This window comes from Pseudomonas fluorescens group sp. PF-69, from assembly GCF_054481235.1.
Genome location: NZ_JBTMNC010000001.1, coordinates 4457397 through 4477126, shown reverse-complemented (window position 1 = coordinate 4477126; position 19730 = coordinate 4457397). Strand labels below are relative to the sequence as shown.

At 63.3% G+C, this 19730-nt stretch carries 19 protein-coding genes and 1 pseudogene; 15 read left to right on the top strand and 5 right to left on the bottom strand.

Annotation, left to right across the window (positions count from 1 at the left end):
* Nucleotides 1-8 precede the first annotated feature (8 nt).
* The 6 genes from ACX3YF_RS21130 (at nt 9) to ACX3YF_RS21105 (ending at nt 6724) form a co-directional block, all read left to right on the top strand.
* A complete protein-coding gene (locus ACX3YF_RS21130; protein ID WP_047530192.1) occupies nt 9-659 on the top strand; it encodes an amino acid ABC transporter permease in 651 nt (216 codons plus the stop codon).
* A complete protein-coding gene (locus ACX3YF_RS21125; RefSeq protein ID WP_047530195.1) occupies nt 652-1374 on the top strand; it encodes an amino acid ABC transporter ATP-binding protein in 723 nt (240 codons plus the stop codon). Before ACX3YF_RS21130 ends, ACX3YF_RS21125 begins: the two co-directional genes overlap by 8 nt.
* Nucleotides 1375-1421: 47 nt before the next feature.
* Nucleotides 1422-2450, top strand: coding sequence for a trans-3-hydroxy-L-proline dehydratase (locus tag ACX3YF_RS21120; protein WP_090462589.1), 1029 nt, complete (start codon nt 1422-1424; stop codon nt 2448-2450).
* 163 nt (nt 2451-2613) lie between these two features.
* Complete coding sequence (locus tag ACX3YF_RS21115) at nt 2614-3531, top strand: dihydrodipicolinate synthase family protein (protein WP_034150208.1); 918 nt, start codon at nt 2614-2616, stop codon at nt 3529-3531.
* A 72-nt stretch (nt 3532-3603) separates the two neighbouring features.
* Nucleotides 3604-4998 carry a fosfomycin efflux MFS transporter AbaF gene (gene abaF, locus ACX3YF_RS21110; protein ID WP_047530200.1) on the top strand — a complete coding sequence of 465 codons (1395 nt, stop codon included), beginning with the start codon at nt 3604-3606 and terminating at the stop codon, nt 4996-4998.
* 145 nt (nt 4999-5143) lie between these two features.
* A complete protein-coding gene (locus ACX3YF_RS21105; protein ID WP_458974194.1) occupies nt 5144-6724 on the top strand; it encodes an aldehyde dehydrogenase (NADP(+)) in 1581 nt (526 codons plus the stop codon).
* Between the two features lie 66 nt (nt 6725-6790).
* On the opposite strand, the gene ACX3YF_RS21100 is transcribed toward ACX3YF_RS21105, so the two are convergent.
* A complete protein-coding gene (locus ACX3YF_RS21100) occupies nt 6791-7798 on the bottom strand; it encodes an Ldh family oxidoreductase (protein ID WP_130207263.1) in 1008 nt (335 codons plus the stop codon).
* 428 nt (nt 7799-8226) lie between these two features.
* Here ACX3YF_RS21100 and ACX3YF_RS21095 point away from each other — a divergent pair, with 428 nt between their 5' ends.
* Nucleotides 8227-9045, top strand: a complete 819-nt coding sequence (locus ACX3YF_RS21095) for an alpha/beta fold hydrolase (protein ID WP_448647718.1) — start codon at nt 8227-8229, stop codon at nt 9043-9045.
* A 210-nt stretch (nt 9046-9255) separates the two neighbouring features.
* A complete protein-coding gene (locus ACX3YF_RS21090) occupies nt 9256-9765 on the top strand; it encodes an HIT family protein (protein WP_130207103.1) in 510 nt (169 codons plus the stop codon).
* Between the two features lie 3 nt (nt 9766-9768).
* On the opposite strand, the gene ACX3YF_RS21085 is transcribed toward ACX3YF_RS21090, so the two are convergent.
* Together ACX3YF_RS21085 and ACX3YF_RS21080 are read right to left on the bottom strand one after the other, a co-directional pair.
* Nucleotides 9769-10749 (bottom strand): GlxA family transcriptional regulator, encoded by a 981-nt coding sequence (locus ACX3YF_RS21085; protein WP_288097966.1) that lies wholly within the window; start codon nt 10747-10749, stop codon nt 9769-9771.
* Nucleotides 10750-10852: 103 nt separating this feature from the next.
* Nucleotides 10853-11179, bottom strand: coding sequence for a carboxymuconolactone decarboxylase family protein (locus tag ACX3YF_RS21080; protein ID WP_458974193.1), 327 nt, complete (start codon nt 11177-11179; stop codon nt 10853-10855).
* Nucleotides 11180-11413: 234 nt separating this feature from the next.
* On the opposite strand from ACX3YF_RS21080, the gene ACX3YF_RS21075 reads away from it, so the two are divergent.
* From ACX3YF_RS21075 to phnE, 7 genes are all read left to right on the top strand, one after another.
* Complete coding sequence (locus ACX3YF_RS21075; RefSeq protein WP_130207097.1) at nt 11414-12787, top strand: glutamine synthetase family protein; 1374 nt, start codon at nt 11414-11416, stop codon at nt 12785-12787.
* A 7-nt stretch (nt 12788-12794) separates the two neighbouring features.
* The gene (locus tag ACX3YF_RS21070) at nt 12795-14186 is read left to right on the top strand and encodes an aldehyde dehydrogenase family protein (RefSeq protein ID WP_458974192.1); all 1392 of its coding nucleotides are present in this window, start codon (nt 12795-12797) and stop codon (nt 14184-14186) included.
* Nucleotides 14187-14189: 3 nt separating this feature from the next.
* Nucleotides 14190-15350, top strand: coding sequence for an iron-containing alcohol dehydrogenase (locus ACX3YF_RS21065; RefSeq protein ID WP_458944916.1), 1161 nt, complete (start codon nt 14190-14192; stop codon nt 15348-15350).
* A 251-nt stretch (nt 15351-15601) separates the two neighbouring features.
* Complete coding sequence (locus ACX3YF_RS21060) at nt 15602-16453, top strand: putative selenate ABC transporter substrate-binding protein (RefSeq protein WP_130207091.1); 852 nt, start codon at nt 15602-15604, stop codon at nt 16451-16453.
* The gene (locus ACX3YF_RS21055; protein ID WP_288097962.1) at nt 16450-17247 is read left to right on the top strand and encodes a phosphonate ABC transporter ATP-binding protein; all 798 of its coding nucleotides are present in this window, start codon (nt 16450-16452) and stop codon (nt 17245-17247) included. Before ACX3YF_RS21060 ends, ACX3YF_RS21055 begins: the two co-directional genes overlap by 4 nt.
* The gene (locus ACX3YF_RS21050) at nt 17241-18068 is read left to right on the top strand and encodes a PhnE/PtxC family ABC transporter permease (protein ID WP_130207087.1); all 828 of its coding nucleotides are present in this window, start codon (nt 17241-17243) and stop codon (nt 18066-18068) included. The genes ACX3YF_RS21055 and ACX3YF_RS21050 overlap by 7 nt, the downstream gene beginning before the upstream one ends.
* Nucleotides 18065-18832, top strand: coding sequence for a phosphonate ABC transporter, permease protein PhnE (phnE, locus tag ACX3YF_RS21045; protein ID WP_198132769.1), 768 nt, complete (start codon nt 18065-18067; stop codon nt 18830-18832). Before ACX3YF_RS21050 ends, phnE begins: the two co-directional genes overlap by 4 nt.
* A 2-nt stretch (nt 18833-18834) precedes the next feature.
* Here the strand turns inward: phnE and ACX3YF_RS21040 are convergent.
* Nucleotides 18835-18951, bottom strand: a pseudogene (locus tag ACX3YF_RS21040) (RES domain-containing protein); the annotation flags it as partial.
* 2 nt (nt 18952-18953) lie between these two features.
* A complete protein-coding gene (locus tag ACX3YF_RS21035; RefSeq protein WP_448646882.1) occupies nt 18954-19715 on the bottom strand; it encodes an NTP transferase domain-containing protein in 762 nt (253 codons plus the stop codon).
* Nucleotides 19716-19730: the final 15 nt, after the last annotated feature.

Genomic DNA, 19730 nt, shown 5'->3' with positions numbered 1-19730 from the left:
AGCTGTCCATGTTTGCCACCGATTTTTCCTCGAATGACCTGCTGTTCCTGCTCAACGGGGCCTGGGTCACCCTGCAGCTGACGTTCTGGTCGATCATCCTCGGCTCCCTGGCGGGCCTGCTGTTCGGCCTGCTGCGGGCGCTGTTGCCACGGGCCAGCCTGCCGCTGGCCTGGGTGCTGGATGTGTTTCGCAGCGTGCCGTTGCTGATCCAGTTCGTGCTGTTCAACTCACTCAAAAGCATTGTCGGCCTGAACATCAGCGCCTTCAGCGTCGGGTGCATCGTGCTGGGGGTCTACACGGCTGCGTACTTCACCGAAATCGTGCGCGGCGGCGTGTTGGCCGTGCCGTTCACGGTGCGCCGCGCCAGTCGTTCATTGGGCCTGAGTTTTCTCCAGGACCTGCGCTGGATCGTCCTGCCGATGGCCACGCGGGTGGCCTTCCCCGGCTGGCTGAACCTGGTGCTCGGAGTGATGAAAGACACCGCGCTGGTGATGTGGATCGGCATCGTCGAACTGCTGCGCGCCTCGCAAACCATCGTGACCCGCATCCAGGAACCGCTGCTGGTGCTGTGCATCGCGGGCCTTATCTACTACGTCATGAGCCTGGTGGTCGCCCGCCTCGGCGCTCGTCTGGAAAGAAGGTGGCAAGAAAATGATTGAGATCGACAACGTACATAAATCCTTCGGCAACCTCGAAGTGGTCAAGGGCGTGAACCTGACGGTGAACAAGGGCGAGGTGGTGTCGATCATCGGCGGCTCCGGCTCCGGCAAATCGACCCTGTTGATGTGCATCAACGGCCTGGAACCGATCCAGAAAGGCAACATCCGTGTCGACGGCGTCGAGGTCCATCACAGCGCCACCGACCTCAACCGCCTGCGGCAGAAGATCGGCATCGTGTTCCAGCAATGGAACGCCTTCCCGCATTTGACGGTGCTGGAAAACGTCATGCTGGCGCCGCGCAAGGTACTGGGCAAAAGCAAGGCCGAAGCTGAAGAACTGGCGGTCAAGCAACTGACCCATGTGGGCCTGGGCGACAAGCTCAAGACCTTCCCCGGCAAGCTGTCCGGCGGTCAGCAGCAACGCATGGCCATCGCCCGTGCCCTGGCGATGTCGCCGGACTACATGCTGTTCGACGAAGCCACCTCGGCCCTCGACCCGCAACTGGTGGGCGAAGTGCTGGACACCATGCGCATGCTCGCCGAAGACGGCATGACCATGGTCCTGGTGACCCACGAGATCCGCTTCGCCCGCGACGTGTCCGACCGCGTGGCGTTCTTTCGCAATGGCCTGGTGCACGAGATCGGCTCGCCGGACCAGGTCATCGGCAATCCGGTGCATGCGGAGACGGCGGCGTTTCTCAAATCTGTGAAGTAATTGATGGCCCGCGATGAGGCCCTGACAGGCGAAACAAGGAGCACAGCATGCGTTCATCAAAAGTCATCCACGTCGTCAGCTGCCACGCCGAAGGCGAGGTCGGCGACGTGATTGTCGGCGGTGTTGCCCCGCCCCCTGGCGCCACCGTATGGGAGCAGTCGCGCTGGATCGCCAGGGATGAAACCCTGCGCAACTTCGTGCTCAACGAGCCGCGCGGCGGGGTATTCCGTCACGTCAACCTGCTGGTGCCGGCCAAGGACCCGCGGGCGCAAATGGCCTGGATCATCATGGAGCCGGCCGACACGCCGCCGATGTCCGGCTCGAACTCATTGTGCGTGGCCACGGTGTTGCTCGACAGCGGCATCCTGCCAATGACCGAGCCGCAAACCCGCTTGGTGCTGGAAGCCCCCGGTGGGTTGATCGAGGCCGTGGCCGACTGCCGTGACGGCAAGGTCGAACGGGTGGAAATCAAGAACGTGCCCTCCTTCGCCGATCGCCTGGATGCCTGGATCGAAGTCGAGGGCATCGGTTCGCTGCAGGTCGATACGGCTTACGGCGGCGACAGTTTCGTGATCGCCGATGCCAAGGGCCTGGGCTTTTCCATCCGCCCCGACGAGGCCGCCGATCTGGTAGCGGTCGGGCTGAAAATCACCCGAGCAGCCAACGAACAACTGGGCTTCGTTCATCCGCTGAACCCCGATTGGTCGCACATCTCGTTCTGCCAGATCGCCGCGCCCATCGTCCATGAGAACGGCATCGCCACCGGCGCCAATGCGGTGGTCATTCAACCGGGCAAAATCGACCGCTCGCCCACCGGCACCGGTTGCTCGGCACGCATGGCGGTGTTGCAGGCCAAGGGCTTGATGCAGGTGGGCGAGCGTTTTATCGGGCGTTCGATCATTGGTTCCGAGTTCCACTGCCGCATCGATTCGCTGACCGAAGTGGCCGGCCGCGCCGCCATCTACCCGTGCATTTCCGGGCGAGCCTGGATCACCGGCACCCACCAACTGTTGCTCGATCCGAGCGATCCATGGCCACAGGGCTATCGCCTTTCGGATACCTGGCCCGGTGCTTGATATCGATGCAAAGCGTTTGTGGCGAGGGTGCTTGCTCCCTCGCTACATGAGCTTCACCAGACCAACGGCCGGATAAACCCGAAAAAACCTGAAAAAAGCACTAGCCGAATGCTTTCACTTTAAATATCGTATACGAAATACAATCAACGAACCGGAGGCAACAATGAGCAAGCGAATTAACTGGAGTGGCGTCTTCCCCGCGGTGACCACGCAATTCAACGATGACTTCACCATTAACCTGGACAAAACCCACCAGGTGATTTCCAACGTCATCCGTGACGGTGTGTCGGGCCTGGTGGTCTGCGGTTCGGTCGGTGAAAACACCTCGCTGACCGCCGAAGAAAAAATCGCCGTGACTGAAGTGGCCGTGGACGCTTCTCGCGGCCGTGTACCGGTGATCTGCGGCGTCGCCGAATTCACCAGCGTGCAAGCGGCCAAGGTCGCCAACGCCGTGCGCAAGGTCGGCGTCGACGGTGTGATGCTGATGCCGGCGCTGGTCTACGGTTCCAAGCCGTTCGAGACCGCCGAGCACTACCGCTACGTGGCGAAAAACGCCGACGTGCCGCTGATGGTCTACAACAACCCGCCGATCTACAAAAACGACGTCACCCCGGACATCCTGATTTCCCTGGCCGACTGCGACAACGTGGTGTGCTTCAAGGATTCGTCGGGCGATACCCGTCGTTTCATCGACGTGCGCAATGAAGTCGGTGACCGCTTCGTGCTGTTCGCCGGTCTCGATGACGTGGTGCTGGAAAGCATCGCCGTCGGTGCCGAGGGCTGGGTGTCGGGCATGTCCAACGTGTTCCCGAAAGAAGGTGAAACCATCTTCCGCCTGGCCAAGGCCGGACGTTTTGCCGAAGCCATGCCGATCTACGAATGGCTGATGCCGATCCTGCACCTCGATGCCCGTGCCGACCTGGTGCAGTGCATCAAGCTGTGTGAAGCCATCGCCGGTCGCGGCAGCGCCCTGACCCGTCCACCGCGCCTGGCCCTGCCAGAAGCCGACCGGGTGTTCGTCGAACAGATCATGGCCAAGGCCCTGGCCAACCGTCCGCAGCTGCCGGACGTCGGTCTCTGAGTGATTGCCGGGCGGGCCCTTGCGGGTCTGGCCCGGCTGCCTGTTTTTTGCGCCTCTACAGGGAACGTCATCATGTCCAACGCTCAACACATTCAAAGCGCAACCACACCCTCGGGACTCAAGCGCGTCGTGGCCGCGGCCATGGCCGGCACTGTCGCCGAGTGGTACGAATTCTTTCTCTACGGTACGGCGTCGGCACTGGTGTTCGGCCAGTTGTTCTTTCGCCAGACCGACAGCCCGATCGACGGCATCATTGCCGCCTTCGCCCTCTATGCCGTGGGCTTTCTCGCCCGGCCGCTGGGTGGCCTGGTGTTCGGTCACTACGGTGACAAGTTCGGCCGCAAGCGCCTGCTGCAACTGAGCCTGGTGGTGGTCGGCATCACCACGTTCCTGATGGGCTGCCTGCCCGGTTTCGACCAGATCGGCTATGCCGCGCCGGTGTTGCTGGTGCTGCTGCGCCTGATCCAGGGCTTCGCCTTTGGCGGCGAATGGGGCGGTGCGATTCTGCTGGTGTCGGAACACTGCCCGGATAATCGCCGTGGCTTCTGGGCCAGTTGGCCGCAAGCCGGTGTGCCCGCCGGCAACCTGGTAGCCACGGTCGCCCTGCTGTTGTTGTCATCGAACCTGTCGGAGCAGCAATTCCTCGCCTGGGGCTGGCGCGTGGCGTTCTGGTTCTCGGCGGTGGTGGTGCTGATCGGCTACTGGATTCGAACCAGTGTCGATGACGCGCCGATCTTCAAGGAAGCCCAGGCACGCCAGGCACAAACCCGGCAGCAACAACTGGGGGTGGTGGAAGTGCTGCGCCATCACTGGCGTTCGGTGCTGGTGGGCATCGGCGCGCGGTTCGCCGAAAACATCCTCTACTACACCGTGGTGACGTTCTCGATCACCTACCTGAAGCTGGTGGTGCACAAGGACACCTCGGAAATCCTGCTGCTGATGTTCGGCGCTCACCTGCTGCACTTCTTCCTGATTCCGCTGATGGGCTACCTGTCGGACCTGGTCGGGCGCAAACCGGTGTACCTGGTCGGCGCGGTGCTCACCGCTTTCTGGGGCTTCGTCGGTTTCCCGATGATGGACACGGGCAACAACTGGCTGATCATGGCGGCCATCACCCTGGGCCTGGCCATCGAGTCGATGACCTACGCACCCTACTCGGCACTGATGGCCGAGATGTTCCCGACTCACGTGCGCTACACCGCGTTGTCGCTGTGCTACCAGGTGGCGCCGATCTTCGCCGGCTCCCTGGCTCCGCTGATCGCCATCACCCTGCTCAACAAGTATCACAGCTCGACACCGATCGCCTGGTACCTGGTCGGCGCCGCACTGATCTCCATCGTCGCCGTCGGCCTGACCCGCGAGACCCGTGGCAAGTCGCTGCGTTCGGTGGATGCCGAATCGGCGGCGCGCATTGCCGCGCTGGACCCGGCCTCGACTACCCCGCGTCGGGCTGATTCGCTGGCGTGAGCTCTTTACCTGTAGGAGCGAGCCCGCTCGCGAAGAACATAGGGACAACGCGTTAATTCAGAAAGCACGCGTAATCGTTGACGTCCATCGCGAGCAAGCTCGCTCCTACAAGGGTTCCATTCCTCATTTGCGACAGGAGTACTCAATGTCCGAGATCCTCGGCCACAACTACATCGGCGGTGCGCGCAGTGCCGCCGGCAGCATCACCTTGCACAGCCGTGACGCCAGTACAGGCGAAGCGCTGCCCTATTCGTTCATGCAAGCCACGGTGGAGGAAGTGGACGCCGCCGCCCAGGCCGCGGCGGTTGCCTACCCCGCTTTTCGCAGCCTGCCGGCCACGCGCCGGGCGGACTTTCTCGACGCCATCGCCGCGCAACTGGACGCACTGGATGACCGGTTCGTCGCCCTGGTCACTCGCGAAACCGCGTTGCCGGGCACACGCATTCAGGGTGAGCGCGCACGCACCAGTGGCCAGATGCGCCTGTTCGCCCAGGTCCTGCGTCGCGGCGATTTCTACGCTGCGCGCATCGACCGTGCCCTGCCCGACCGTCAACCGTTGCCACGGGTCGACCTGCGTCAGTACCGGATCGGTGTCGGCCCGGTCGCAGTGTTCGGCGCGAGCAATTTCCCGCTGGCCTTCTCCACCGCCGGCGGCGATACCGCAGCAGCCCTGGCCGCCGGGTGCCCGGTGGTGTTCAAGGCCCACAGCGGTCACATGGCGACCGCCGACATCGTCGCCGGTGCGATCATCCGCGCCGCCGAGCAGACCGGCATGCCCAAAGGCGTGTTCAACATGATCTACGGGGCCGGCGTTGGCGAAACGCTGGTCAAGCATCCGGCGATCCAGGCGGTCGGCTTCACCGGGTCGCTCAAGGGCGGCCGTGCGTTATGCGACATGGCGGCGGCGCGGCCACAACCGATTCCAGTGTTCGCCGAAATGAGCAGCATCAACCCGGTGGTGGTATTGCCCGAAGCCCTGCGGCGGCGCGGCGAAAGCATTGCCGGCGAACTGGTCGCTTCGGTGGTCCAGGGCTGCGGTCAGTTCTGTACCAATCCGGGGTTGGTGATCGGTATCCGTTCCCCGCAGTTCAGCGCGTTCAGCGCTCAGCTCGCGACCCTGATGGCCGGGCAGCCCGCGCAAACCATGCTCAACGCCGGCACCCTCGGCAGCTATGAGAAAGGTGTGCAGGCCTTGCTCAACCATTCAGGGGTGACGCACCTGGCCGGTCATGAGCAACACGGCAATCAGGCCCGACCGCAACTGTTCAAGGCCGATGTCAGCCTGTTGCTCCAGGGTGATCCGCTGCTGCAGGAAGAAGTGTTTGGCCCGACCACCCTGCTGGTCGAAGTGGCCGATGCGGCTAAGCTGCAACAGGCCCTGAACAGTTTGCACGGGCAACTCACCGCGACCCTGATAGGCGAGGCAGAAGATCTGCAGGCGCATGGGCAATTGCCGGGGCTGCTGGAGCAAAAGGTTGGCCGGGTGTTGTTCAACGGCTACCCCACCGGGGTCGAAGTCTGTGATGCGATGGTGCATGGCGGTCCCTACCCGGCCACCTCCGATGCCCGTGGCACCTCGGTCGGCAGCCTGGCCATCGAGCGTTTCCTGCGCCCGGTGTGCTACCAGAACTGCCCGGATGCGCTGCTACCCGACGCCCTGAAGAACGCCAATCCGCTGGGCATCGCCCGACTGGTCGACGGCACCAGCCACCGCGACCCGATCTGAAAAACACTGCAATCCCTGTAGGAGCGTCGACCGGCTGCTCCTACAGGTCAGGTAGTGCCGTTGCAATCAGGTCAGCAGTGCCTTGAGGTCGTTGTACAGCGCTTCGGGAATCTGCACCCCCTCCACCAGGCTGCGCGCCCGCGCCGCATAACGCCGCTGCGACGGCAAACGTGCGCCCTGCCCTTCAATGCCCTGAAACAACGCTTCGGCCCTGGCCAGATGCACCGGCGCCGAGTCGCCCAGGAAGCGTCGCGGATCCAGTGCGATGATGAGTTCGCCATGGTACGGCGAAGACTTGCTGCCGGCGTCATAAGCCAGCGATTCAGCGCTGGTCAGGTCACCGATCAACGGCCCGGCGATCAACTCGACCATGGCCGCCAGTGCCGAGCCCTTGTGCCCGCCAAACGTCAGCATCGCGCCGCTGTCGAGCACCACGTTGGCGTCGGTCGTCGGCTGGCCCTGCGCGTCCACGCCCCAGCCTTCGGGGATCGCTTTGCCGGCGCGGCGGTGCAGTTCGATGTCACCCCTGGCGATGGCGCTGGTGGCAAAGTCGAACACGAAAGGATCCTGTCCCGCACGCGGCCAGCCGAAGGCAATGGGATTGGTGCCAAACACCGGCAGACGTCCCCCGGCCGGCGCTACCCAGGCATGGCTCGGGTTGCACGCCAGCGCGACCAGCCCCTCTGCGGTCAGTTGCTCGATCTCCACCCACAGCGCGGAAAAATGCACGCAGCGATTGATCGCCAGTGCGGCAATACCGTTGGCTCGGGTTTTCTGCGCCAGCAACGGCAACCCCGCCTTGAACGCCAACTGCGAAAATCCACCCCCGGCATCCACCCGCACGATCGACGGTGCCTGGTCGATCACCTGCGGCTCGGCCGTGGCCGACACCTTGCCGGCCCGCAGGGAATTCACACACCCCAGAATCCGGTACAAACCATGGGAGGCGCAGCCATCTCGCTCGCCGGCGATCACCGTCGCCGCCACCGCTTGCGCATGGGCCAGGTTAAAACCGTTGTGCAACAGGATCGATTCGGCCAACTCACGGGCTTCGATCAGGCTCAGTTGGATCATGGTCATCTCCTTGGACAGACCGTTCAGGGTGGTCCATTCGAGCCGCCGTGGCTTGATGGGTTTGGCCATGGAAAATGACGAAATCGGCACAGCGTTTCGAGGCAGGCTGCCCATACCAAAGCGTTAGTTTGAAACACCCATGTCTAGTGGTTGACGCCAGCGTTTGGCCATAAATTCCCTTCAGACGAAGGGCTCGGTGCCGTCCCCCGACGGGCTGCCTGGAACCCGGCAATCGTTACCTCTGGAACTCATGTGAGCGTTGAAAAATGACTGATGAAAAAAGCGGAACTTCCCGTCGCGCCTTGATGACGACGGGGGCCATCGCAGCCGCCGCCATGGCCGTTGGAGTACCCGCGCTGGCGGCGCAGAAGACGCAATCCGCAGCGCCCTCGACAGGCAAAAGCGACGGCAATGCCAGTGGCTCGGGGATGATCACAGTCAAGGATGGCACGCGGATTTTCTACAAGGACTGGGGCACCGGACAGCCGATTGTGTTCCATCATGGCTGGCCGCTTTCCAGTGACGATTGGGATACGCAATTACTGTTTTTCCTCAACAAGGGCTTTCGCGTCATCGCCCACGATCGTCGGGGCCACGGACGTTCCTCCCAGACCGCTGTCGGCAACGATATGGACACCTACGCCGCCGACGTGGCGGAGTTGATGGCGCACCTCGATATCAGGAATGCCGTGCATGTCGGTCACTCCACCGGTGGCGGTGAAGTGGCGCGCTATGTGGCTCGCCATGGGCGCGGGCGCGTAGCCAAGGCGGTGCTGATAGGCGCGGTGCCGCCGATCATGCTGCGCACGGCGAAAAACCCCGGCGGCATTGCGATGGATGTCTTCGACGGTCTGCGCAAAGCCCTGGCCGACAATCGCTCACAGTTCTATCGCGATTTCCCCAGCGGTCCGTTCTACGGTTACAACCGCCCTGGCGCGAAAGTGTCCGAAGCGATCATCGAGAACTGGTGGCGCCAGGGCATGAATGGTGGAGCCAAGGCGCAATACGACTGCATTCGCGCCTTCTCGGAAACCGACTTCACCGAGGATCTGAAGAACATCGACGTACCGACCCTGGTGCTGCACGGCGAAGACGACCAGATCGTACCGATCGCCGACTCGGCGCACCTGTCGATCAAATTACTCAAGCGCGGCACGCTGAAAACCTATCCCGGCCTGCCCCACGGCTTGTGCACGACTCACGCCGACGTCATCAATGCGGACCTTCTGGCGTACATCAAGGGCTGAAGTCCCGCGCTTGAGCGGTAGCCTACGAGAGCGCAGCGCAGGAGCCGAATCATGTTCGGCTCCGAAGGTTGTATCGCCCGCGACTGTGAACACAAAAGCGTGTCGCAGACGAAGAACTGGATCTACTATCGGTAAGGGCAATCTCACTCGCCCTCTTTGAACGGGACATCCAGAGGTGCTCAGTACCAGGTTCGACAACGGACACCCATCATGGAAATAGCACGACAATTCATCATCCACGAGACGGCGCACTGGATTCTCAACCATCACATGTCGTCCAGGCTTCCTGGCTATCTGGTGTTGGGAACCCGACACAATGCCCGTTCGCTGGCCGATCTACCCGACGCGGCCCTGGCCGAGTTGGGGGGCTTGCTCGCCAGAATCCAGAAAACCCTGCAATCGGAGTTGCAGCCCAAGTGGCTCTACATCAGCCGATTCGGCCATGACCCGGGCTTCCCGATCCACTTTCACTACATTCCGGTTTATCACTGGGTAGAAGAGCTGTTCTGGAAGGACGAACGTTACCGACTGTTGGAGAACTTCGGCGCAAACGCCAACACTCGGTCACCGACCGATGGGGCGCAGTTGACGCTGTTCATCTGGCGAGAATTCGGTGAGAGCCAGGAACCACCGGCCGTTCAGGGACCTTCGATCCATCAGGCCATCGGCCGGTTGCGCAGGGCATTCGGGCAAAAGCTGGCGGTCAGTTGCCCGAGCTGAATGTTACTTGACGAGTCGCTTTTCCTTCGATGGCCGGTAACCGAAGTACGAGCTGTAGCACTTGCTGAAATGACTGGGTGAAACAAAGCCACAGGCCACCAGCACATCGACCTGGGACAGCTCGGTGTGCTGGAGCAGCCGGCGCGCTTCAGTGATCCGCAGCTCCATGTAGTAGCGTTGCGGCGTCGTGCCCAACTGCTCCCGGAACAAGCGCTCCAGTTGTCGACGGGAACGGCCGGCATAGACCGCCAGTTGCTCCAGCTCCAGGGGCTCCTCGAGGTTGGCGTCCATCAACTTCACCACCTCGCGCAAGGGCGCACTCACGCAGATATTTTCAGTGGGTTTGATACGCCGGTAGCGAGACTCTTCGAAAGCCAGGATGTCCTCGATACCCTCGACCAGCGCTTTGTCGTGCAGACCCTTGATCCAGTCCAGCGCCATGTGGAATGCCCCGGAAGGGCTGGACGCCGTGAGCCGGTCACGATCGATGATGTAGGGCTCGCTGCTGACTTGCGTCGCCTTGCAGAACTCCGCGAGCGCCGGACGATGCTCGGGGTGAATGGCGCAGCGGTAACCGTCGAGCAAACCGGCCTTGCCGAGGAACCACGCACCATTCCACAAGCCGGCCAGACTGACACCCTGCTCTGCTGCGGTTCTCAGCAGGTTGATAAAACCCTCACTGGCCTTGAGCTCCGTCCGGTAGCCACCGCAAATGACCAGCAGATCCAGCGCCTTGATCTCCGAACAGTCGAGCCTGGCATCGGGGCGAATCACCAGTCCCAGATCGCTGACGACCTCGCCTTCGTTCAGGCCAAAGGTTCGCGAAGAAAAAGCCTCCGGGCGCAGCAGATTCGCCGTGACGAAGGTATCCAGCGCCTGGGTAAACGCCGGCAGCGAGAAATGTTCGAGCAGCAGAAATCCTGTTCGAACCGTTCGCTGGTCGCCCGTGTGCTCATTGAGATAGCGAAGGTTCTTGCCCTTCATGCCTCCGCTGAATTGCCGTCGTTCGATCAATGCCCGACCCACTCCGTTACGTTACGACCATGCCTTGAATGTGTTGGTAAAACGCGATGCCAGGCAGTTGAGACTAGGGTGCCTCCTCCCCCAACACATCTTGCGCCCAACTGAGGGCGGCCACGACAGTAGGGAAACCGATCGTGCTGGTCAATGCGATCAGTGCATGGCGGATTTCCTCCGGCGTTGCCCCCGCTTGCGCCGCCCGCCGGGCATGACTGTGGACAGCGCCTTCGGAATGGATGGCCGCCGCCGCGCCAAGCTGGATCAACTGGACCGCTTTCTCCTCCAGCGGCCCCGCCTCACGCACGGCCGCACCCAATGCCTCCACGGCGTCCAGGTACTGCGGGTATTGCTGTTTGAGGTGTCGGTAGGTGTTGTGCTCTTTCTTCTTGGCCATTTTTTTCTCCTCGCGAACCCGTGCCGGCCTGCACCGATGGGTCCGTTCCCGGCAGTGTTCAACCCGACTCATAAAGGCTTCGATCAGCGAAACTTGCGGAAAGCAACAGTAGGCTAAGCTTAGTGCAGCTTATTGCTCACGATGCTCGCATCTGCAGGTTTTGGGTTTTTCTGGAGAGCGTCTGCAACAGCTGATTCAGAAAGGCCCAACACCATTTGCGCAGGACTTGCCGTGATGACCGAGCCTCTCCTCAGTTTTGACGAACTCAAGCGTGCTGCCGCCTCCGGCGAAATCGACACCGTCCTGGTGTGCATGGTCGACATGCAGGGGCGACTGGTCGGCAAGCGATTCCAGGTCGAGTTTTTCATCGACAGCGGCCATGAAGAAACCCACTGCTGCAATTACCTGCTCGCCGACGACATCGACATGGAGCCGGTGCCCGGTTATGCCGCCGCCAGCTGGAGCAAGGGCTATGGCGACTTTGTGCTCAAGCCCGACATGAGCACCTTGCGTCGGGTGCCCTGGCTTGAATGCACGGCGCTGGTGCTCTGCGACGTGCTCGACCATCACCATCGACGGGACCTGCCGCACAGCCCCCGGGCGATCCTGAAAAAGCAGGTCGAGCGCCTGCGCGAGCGCGGCTACACCGGGATGTTCGCCTCGGAGCTGGAGTTCTACCTGTTCGACGAAAGCTATGAAGCCATCCACAAGCGCAACTACCACAAGCCGAAAACCGCCGGTCACTACATCGAGGACTACAACATCCTGCAGACCACCCGCGAAGAGCCGGTGCTGCGGGCGATTCGCAAGCACCTGCAGGCGTCCGGCATTCCCGTGGAAAACTCCAAGGGCGAATGGGGACCGGGCCAGGAAGAAATCAACATTCGTTACGCCGATGCCATGACCATGGCCGACCATCACGTCATCATCAAGCACGCCTGCAAGGAGATCGCGCAACTGCAAGGCAAGGCGATCACGTTCATGGCCAAGTGGCGCTATGACGCCGCCGGTTCCAGCAGCCACATCCACAATTCCCTGTGGGACAAGAACGCCAAAAAACCTCTTTTCTACGATGCCAAGGCCGAGTTCGGCATGTCGAAACTGATGCGTTCCTGGGTGGCCGGGCAGCTCAAATATGCCAACGACATCACCTGTTTTCTCGCGCCCTACATCAACTCCTACAAGCGCTTTCAGGCAGGCACCTTTGCACCGACCCGAGCGGTTTGGAGCCGCGACAACCGCACCGCAGGCTTTCGCCTGTGTGCCGAGGGCAGCAAATCCATTCGCATCGAATGCCGCATTGGCGGCGCCGACCTCAACCCCTACCTGGCCTTCGCCGCGTTGATCGCGGCCGGGCTGGCGGGGATCGATGAGAAGCTCGACCTCGCCCCACCCTTCGAGGGTGATGCCTATCTCGACGAGCAACTGCCCGAAGTCTCCAAGACCTTGCGCGAAGCCAGTGCCGCCCTCCAGGGCTCGAGCATGTTGCGCGAAGCCTTCGGTGATGAAGTGATCGACCACTACGTGCACACCGCCGAATGGGAACAGAAAGAGTACGACCGGCGGGTGACCGATTGGGAATTGCAGCGCGGCTTCGAGCGCTATTGAGACCGACATGTCTTCGACGATTCAACTGATCTCACCGGTCGATGGCCGGGTTTACGCCGAGCGCCCCTATGCCGATGCGGCACAGATCGAACAGGCCCTGGCCGCCGCCCAAGTCGCCCAGGCGCAATGGAAACGCCGGCCACTGAGCGAACGCGCGGCGTTTTGCAGCGCGGCGGTGGACGCGATGCTGGCCATGAAAGACGAGATCGTCCCGGAGCTGGCCTGGCAAATGGGCCGTCCGGTGCGTTTTGGCGCGGGCGAGCTGCGGGGTTTCGAGGAACGCGCACGCTACATGATCGCCATTGCGCCGCAGGCCCTGGCAGCGGTTGAACCCACGCCCATCGCCGGTTTTCGCCGGTTGATCAAACGTGAACCACTGGGCACGGTGCTGGTGATCGCGCCCTGGAATTACCCCTACCTCACCGCCGTCAACACGATTATCCCGGCGTTGATGGCCGGCAACGCCGTCATCCTCAAACACGCTTCACAAACCCTGCTGGTGGGCGAACGATTCGCCGCCGCCATGGGTCGCGCCCAACTGCCGCCAGGGCTGTTCCAGAACCTGTTGCTCGACCATGACCAGACCGCCGCGATCATTGCCGGCGGTCAAGTGCAGCAGGTCAATTTCACCGGATCGGTGGAAGCCGGCCGGGCCATGGAAAGCGCGGCCACGGGACGCTTCCTCGGCATGGGCCTGGAACTGGGTGGCAAGGACCCGGCCTACGTGCGGGCCGACGCCCATCTCGATCATGCGGTAGAGAACCTGGTGGACGGCAGCTTTTTCAACTCCGGGCAAAGCTGCTGCGCCGTGGAACGCATCTATGTCGATCAAAAAATCTACCCGGCCTTTATCGAGCGCTTCGCCGACCTGACCCGCCAGTACGTGCTGGGCAATCCACTGGACCCGGCCACCACGCTCGGTCCGCTGGTGACGCCCGGCGCGGCGGTCTTCGTGCGCGCCCAGATCGCCGAAGCAATGGCCCAGGGCGCCAAGGCACTGATCGATCCACTGGCCTTTGCCGCCGATGTGCCGGGCAGTGCCTATCTTGCGCCGCAGGTGCTGGTCGATGTCACCCATCACATGTCCGTCATGCGCGATGAAAGCTTCGGTCCGGTGGTCGGCATCATGCCGGTGTCCGGTGACGACGAAGCCATCGCCTTGATGAACGACAGCGAGTTCGGGCTCAGCGCCTCAATCTGGACCCAGGACCTCGCCGCCGCCGAACGCCTGGGCAACGAGATCGACACCGGCACCCTGTTCATGAATCGCTGCGATTACCTGGACCCGGCCCTGGCCTGGACCGGCGTGAAGAACAGCGGGCGCGGCGTGACCTTGTCGCGGCTGGGCTACGAACACCTGACCCGCGCCAAATCCTTCCATTTGCGCCACGAGATCTGAGCCATGAGCCTGACCGGAAACTGGAACTACCCCACGAGCATTCGCTTCGGCGTCGGCCGCATCACCGAGCTGGCCGAGGTCTGCCGCAGCCAGGGGATCCAGCGACCGTTACTGGTCACCGACAGTGGCCTGGCGCGAGCGCCGATCACCACGGCGGCCCTCGATGCCCTGCGCGCCGATGGCCTCGGTGTGGCGCTGTTCTGCGACCTCAAGCCCAACCCGGTCGAAGCCAACCTGGCCGGCGGGCTCGATGCCTGGCGCGCCGGCAATCACGACGGGGTGATCGCCTTCGGCGGTGGCAGCGGCCTGGACATGGGCAAGCTGATTGCGTTCATGAGCGGCCAGACCCGCCCGGTCTGGGATTTCGAAGACATCGGCGACTACTGGACCCGCGCCGATGAAAGCCGCATTGCCCCGATCATCGCGGTGCCGACCACGGCGGGCACGGGTTCTGAAGTGGGCCGTGCGGCGGTGATCATCGACGAGGCGAGCCACACCAAACGCATCATCTTCCATCCGAAAATGATGCCCCGCGTGGTCATCAGCGACCCGGTCATGACCGTCGGCATGCCGGCCAAAGTCACCGCCGGTACTGGCATGGATGCCTTGGCCCATTGTCTGGAAGCGTATTGCGCCCCCGGTTTTCATCCGATGGCCGATGGCATCGCGGTCGAAGGCATGCGCCTGGTGACCAACGCACTGGTGAGGGCCGTGCACACCCCTTCGGACCTCGACGCGCGCGGGCAAATGCTCGCGGCCGCAGCGATGGGCGCCACCGCCTTCCAGAAAGGCCTGGGCGGCATGCACGCCCTTGCCCATCCGATCGGAGCGCTGTACGACACCCACCACGGCATGACCAACGCCACCCTGATGCCCTACGTGCTGAAATTCAATCGCCCGGCCATTGAAGAACGCATCACCCGCCTGGCCGCTTATTTGCGTTTGCCTTCCCCGGGTTTCGACAGCTTCCTGGCCTTCGTCCTCAAATTGCGCAAGGACATCGGCGTGCCCCACACCCTGTTTGAATTGGGGGTGGACGACAAACAAGCCGACCTGATCGCGGACATGGCCATCGTCGACCCGTCGGCTGGCGGCAACCCGCTGCCGATCACCCGGGCCGGCGCAGCGGAAATTTTCGACGCGGCGTTCCACGGCCGTCTGTAGGAGCGAGCCGGCTCCGGGCGGCGTTCCGACGATGAGGGCGGGTCAGTCAACCTTGATGTTGCATCTTCTGCCGGTGTCTGACGCCGGCTCCTGCAGGAATCGCACGTTTTCCGGGCCTTGACCGGATGGCCGTCGCTCTGTAGGTTCGCCCTCCTCTCGTTTCGATTCGTCTACCCTCACAAAGCGCCCGGCAGCAACTGGCTGGCGAAGGGCGCATCGTCACTCTTCCGTTAATGCACCGGAGAACCTCCATGCTCAAGCGTACCCTGGCATTGGCCGTCGGTTTGACCCTGTCTGTTTGCACCCTGCTGACCCAGGCCGCTGACACCTTGAAAGTCAGCGCCATTCCTGACGAAGCCCCGACCGAACTGCTGCGCAAGTTCAAGCCACTGGGCGCCTATCTGGAGCAGCAGCTGGGGATGAAGGTCGAGTTCGTGCCGGTCAGCGACTATCCGGCGGTGGTCGAGGCGCTGGCCACCGACCGCATCGATCTGGCCTGGCTCGGTGGTTTCACGTTCGTGCAGGCTCGCCTGAAAACCGGCAACGCCATCCCGTTGGTACAGCGTGAGCAGGACGCCCAGTTCACCAGCAAATTCATCACCGCCGACCCGGCCGTCAAATCCCTGGCCGATCTCAAGGGCAAGAGCTTTGCCTTCGGTTCGGTGTCCTCGACCTCGGGCAGCCTGATGCCGCGCTATTTCATGCTCAAGGATGGCATCAAGCCGGAAACCTGGTTCAGTCGCGTCGGCTACTCCGGCGCCCATGACGCCACGGTGGCCTGGGTCCAGGCCGGCAAGGTCGACGCCGGGGTGTTGAATGCCAGCGTCTGGGAAAAACTGGTGGCGGCCGGCAAGGTCGACACCAACAAGGTCAGGGTGTTTGCCACCACACCGGCCTACTTCGATTACAACTGGACCGTGCGCGGAACCCTTGACCCGGCCCTCGCGGCGAAGATCAAGGCCGCCTTCCTCGCCCTCGATCCGGCGAAACCGGCGGACAAGGAGATTCTCGACCTGCAAGCCGCCAGCCGCTTCATCGAAACCAATCCCGAGAACTACAAGGGCATCGAGGAAGCCGCACGCGCCGCCGACCTGCTCAAATGACATTGCACTTGAGTGCCGTCAGCCTGACCCACGGCAACGGCGTCCATGCCTTGCGGGGCCTGGACCTGCACATTGGCGCCAACGAACAGGTGGCTATCATCGGCCCGTCCGGCGCCGGCAAGTCGAGCCTGCTCAACCTGCTGGCCACCGCGCTGCGACCCAACAGCGGTGAACTGCAGGTGCTGGGCGAGCACGCCTGGCAGCTGTCTTCCCGGCAGCGTCAGCGCCTGCGCGCGCGCATCGGCCTGGTGCATCAAGCGCCCCCGCTGCCGCCCCGCCAGCGCGTGGTCACGGCGGTACTGGCCGGGAAAATCGGTCAGTGGGGCCTGGGCAAAAGCCTGCTGAACCTGGTGCATCCGCTGGACATTCCCGGCGCTCGCGCGGCGTTGACCCGGCTGGACCTGGGCGACAAATTGTTCGCGCAGTGCCAGCAATTGTCCGGTGGACAGCTGCAGCGCGTGGGCATTGCCCGCGTGTTGTACCAAGCGCCGGAAGTGCTGTTGGCCGATGAGCCGGTGTCGGCCATGGACCCGGTGCTGGCCGAGCACACGCTTTCGGTCCTCTGCCGTCATGCCCGCGAACACAACGTCACCCTGGTCGCCAGCCTGCATGCGGTGGAACTGGCGCTGGCGCACTTTTCTCGGATCATCGGCTTGCGCGACGGGCAAATCCTGTTCGACCTGCCGGCCAGCCAGGTCGACCGCGACCTCCTCGACAGGCTCTACGCCAACGAGCAACTGCAATTTTCCCCGGTTGCTCCGCCGCCCTTGAGCGTGCAGATACCCCGATGCTGACGCGTGACAACCGCGACCCCGCCGCCTGGCCGCGCCTGCTGCTCGGCCTGCTGGCGATTGCCCTGTTGTGGCCGGGCATCCATTTCAGCGAGCTGGACCTGAGCGTGCTGCTGGCGGGTGACAGCCAGAGCGAAATAGGCCGTTTCGTCTCCGCCTTCTGGCCTCCGGCCCATGGCGAAGAATTCCTTCAGCTATTGGTGCAAGCGACCTTGCAGACCCTGGCCATCGCCACGGCGGGCATGGCCCTGGCCTTGCTGTTGGCCGTCCCCGCCAGCCTGCTGGCCAGCCGGGCGCTGTCGCTGTCGGCGGCGTCCCGTGCCGGACGCCCGAGTCCCTGGGCTCAACTGCTGCGCTGGCCGGTGCGCGGGTTATTGATCTTCCTGCGCAGCGTGCCGGAAATCGTCTGGGCCCTGCTGTTCGTGCGTGCCGTCGGCCTTGGCCCCACGGCCGGGGTGCTGGCCATCGCCATCACCTACAGCGGCATGCTCGGCAAGGTCTACGCGGAGATTTTCGAGTCGGTCGACCAGCGCCCGGCCCACGCGCTGCTGCAAGCGGGCAGTGGCCGGCTCGCGGCGTTTGCCTACGGGATCTTGCCCAATGTCGCGGCGGAGTTGCTGTCGTACACGGTGTATCGCTGGGAATGCGCGATTCGCGCTTCGGTAGTGATGGGGTTCGTCGGGGCCGGTGGCCTGGGCCAGCAGATGGATCTGTCGCTGCGCATGTTCGCCAGCGGTGAAGTCGCCAGCCTGTTGCTGACGTTCCTCGTGCTGGTCCTGCTCGCCGATCAACTCAGCCGCCTGCTGCGCTGGAGGCTGGCATGAACCGCCTGATCAATCTGGCGCTGCTCTTCGGCATCGGCGCCGCCATCGTTGCTTCATTCAGCTACCTGGGCATCGACCTCGGCGAATTGGGCGCCAGCGGCAATCTGAAACAGATGGGCGCCTACGCGCAGCGATTTCTCAGCCCGGACCTGAGCGCCGGTCACCTGCAAGCCATCGGCCGTGGTGCCCTGGAAACCATCGCCATGTCGGCCTTGGGCACCCTGCTCGCGGCCGTGTTCGGCCTGCTGTTGGCATTGCCCGCCGCCGGGCGCTTCGGCTGGCCGTTCAAAAGCGCCTCGCGCCTGCTGCTCAACGCCCTGCGCGCGGTGCCGGAGCTGGTATGGGCGGCGCTGATGGTGCTGGCCGCCGGGCTCGGCCCGAACGCCGGGACCCTGGCATTGGCGCTGCACACCACCGGCGTACTCGGTCGCCTGTTCGCCGAAGCCCTGGAAAACACCCCGCCGCAACCGGCCGAAGCGATTCGCCTGCAAGGCGGCAATGCGCTGTGGGCGTTCTGTTACGGCACCCTGCCCAACCTGCTGCCGCAACTGCTGGCCTACATCCTGTACCGCTGGGAGAACAATATCCGTATGGCCAGTGTGCTGGGTTTCGTCGGTGCAGGCGGGTTGGGCCAGATGCTGTATGTCAGCCTCAGCCTGTTCCAGGAAGCGCAGGCCAGCACGGTGATTCTGGCCATGCTGTTGCTGGTGTTCGCCGTCGACTCGCTGAGCAGCTGGAGCCGCCAGCGCTGGGTCAAGGCCTGAGTTCAGGCTTCGCTGATTTTGCTGACGCTGGTGATTGGCCGGTTCCTCGGGGTCATCAGCGCCCGGCAGTGACTGCCCGGCATCCGCACGAAGTCGTAGCGAAGGCCCAGGCGGCCCGCGCCTACAGGTTTGCCTGGCGCTGCCGGTAAATCCGTTCGGCGGCGAGCAGTTGTTCGCGGTCATTGACCCCGCGCACATCGTCCTCCTCCACTTCCACCGCCGTCACCGGCAAACCGGCACCGTTGGCCACGGTCACGACATCGGTCAGGTAATACTCGCCCTGGGCGTTTTGCTTGCCGATGCGCTCCAGCAGCCAGAGACAGCTGTCGGCGCGCAGGCCCATGACCCCGCCGTTACAGAAGCTGACTTGCAACTCCTCTGCACTGGCATCCTTGGCCTCGCGGATCGCCCGCAAATGGCCGTCCTCCACCAGCAAGCGTCCGTAGGGTCCAGGCTGATCGGTGTGAAACCCGGCGACCGCCACCGCCGCGCCATCGATCAACGCCTGACGCAACCGCGAGAGCGTCTGCGCACTGATCAGCGGTGAGTCTCCGAACAGCACCAGCACACAGCCCTGCTCGTGGGCCTGCAAGGCTCCACGGGCGGCGAGCAGCGCGTGGGCGGTCCCCAACTGCTCATGCTGAGTAAACAGCCGCGCGGTCGGTGCCGCCTGCCGCAGATAGTCGGCCACCACAGGCCCACCCGCACCGAGCACCACCGCCACCTGCCCGATGCCGGCGGCCTCGACCGCCGCCAGCACATGGCCGAGCAGCGGCCGATCGCCCACCGCGTGCATGACTTTCGGCAGCGGCGAGCGCATGCGAGTGCCCTGCCCGGCGGCGAGAATCACCGCCAGGGTCGGCCATCCAACGTTGTCCCTCATGACAAATCCCCCCAA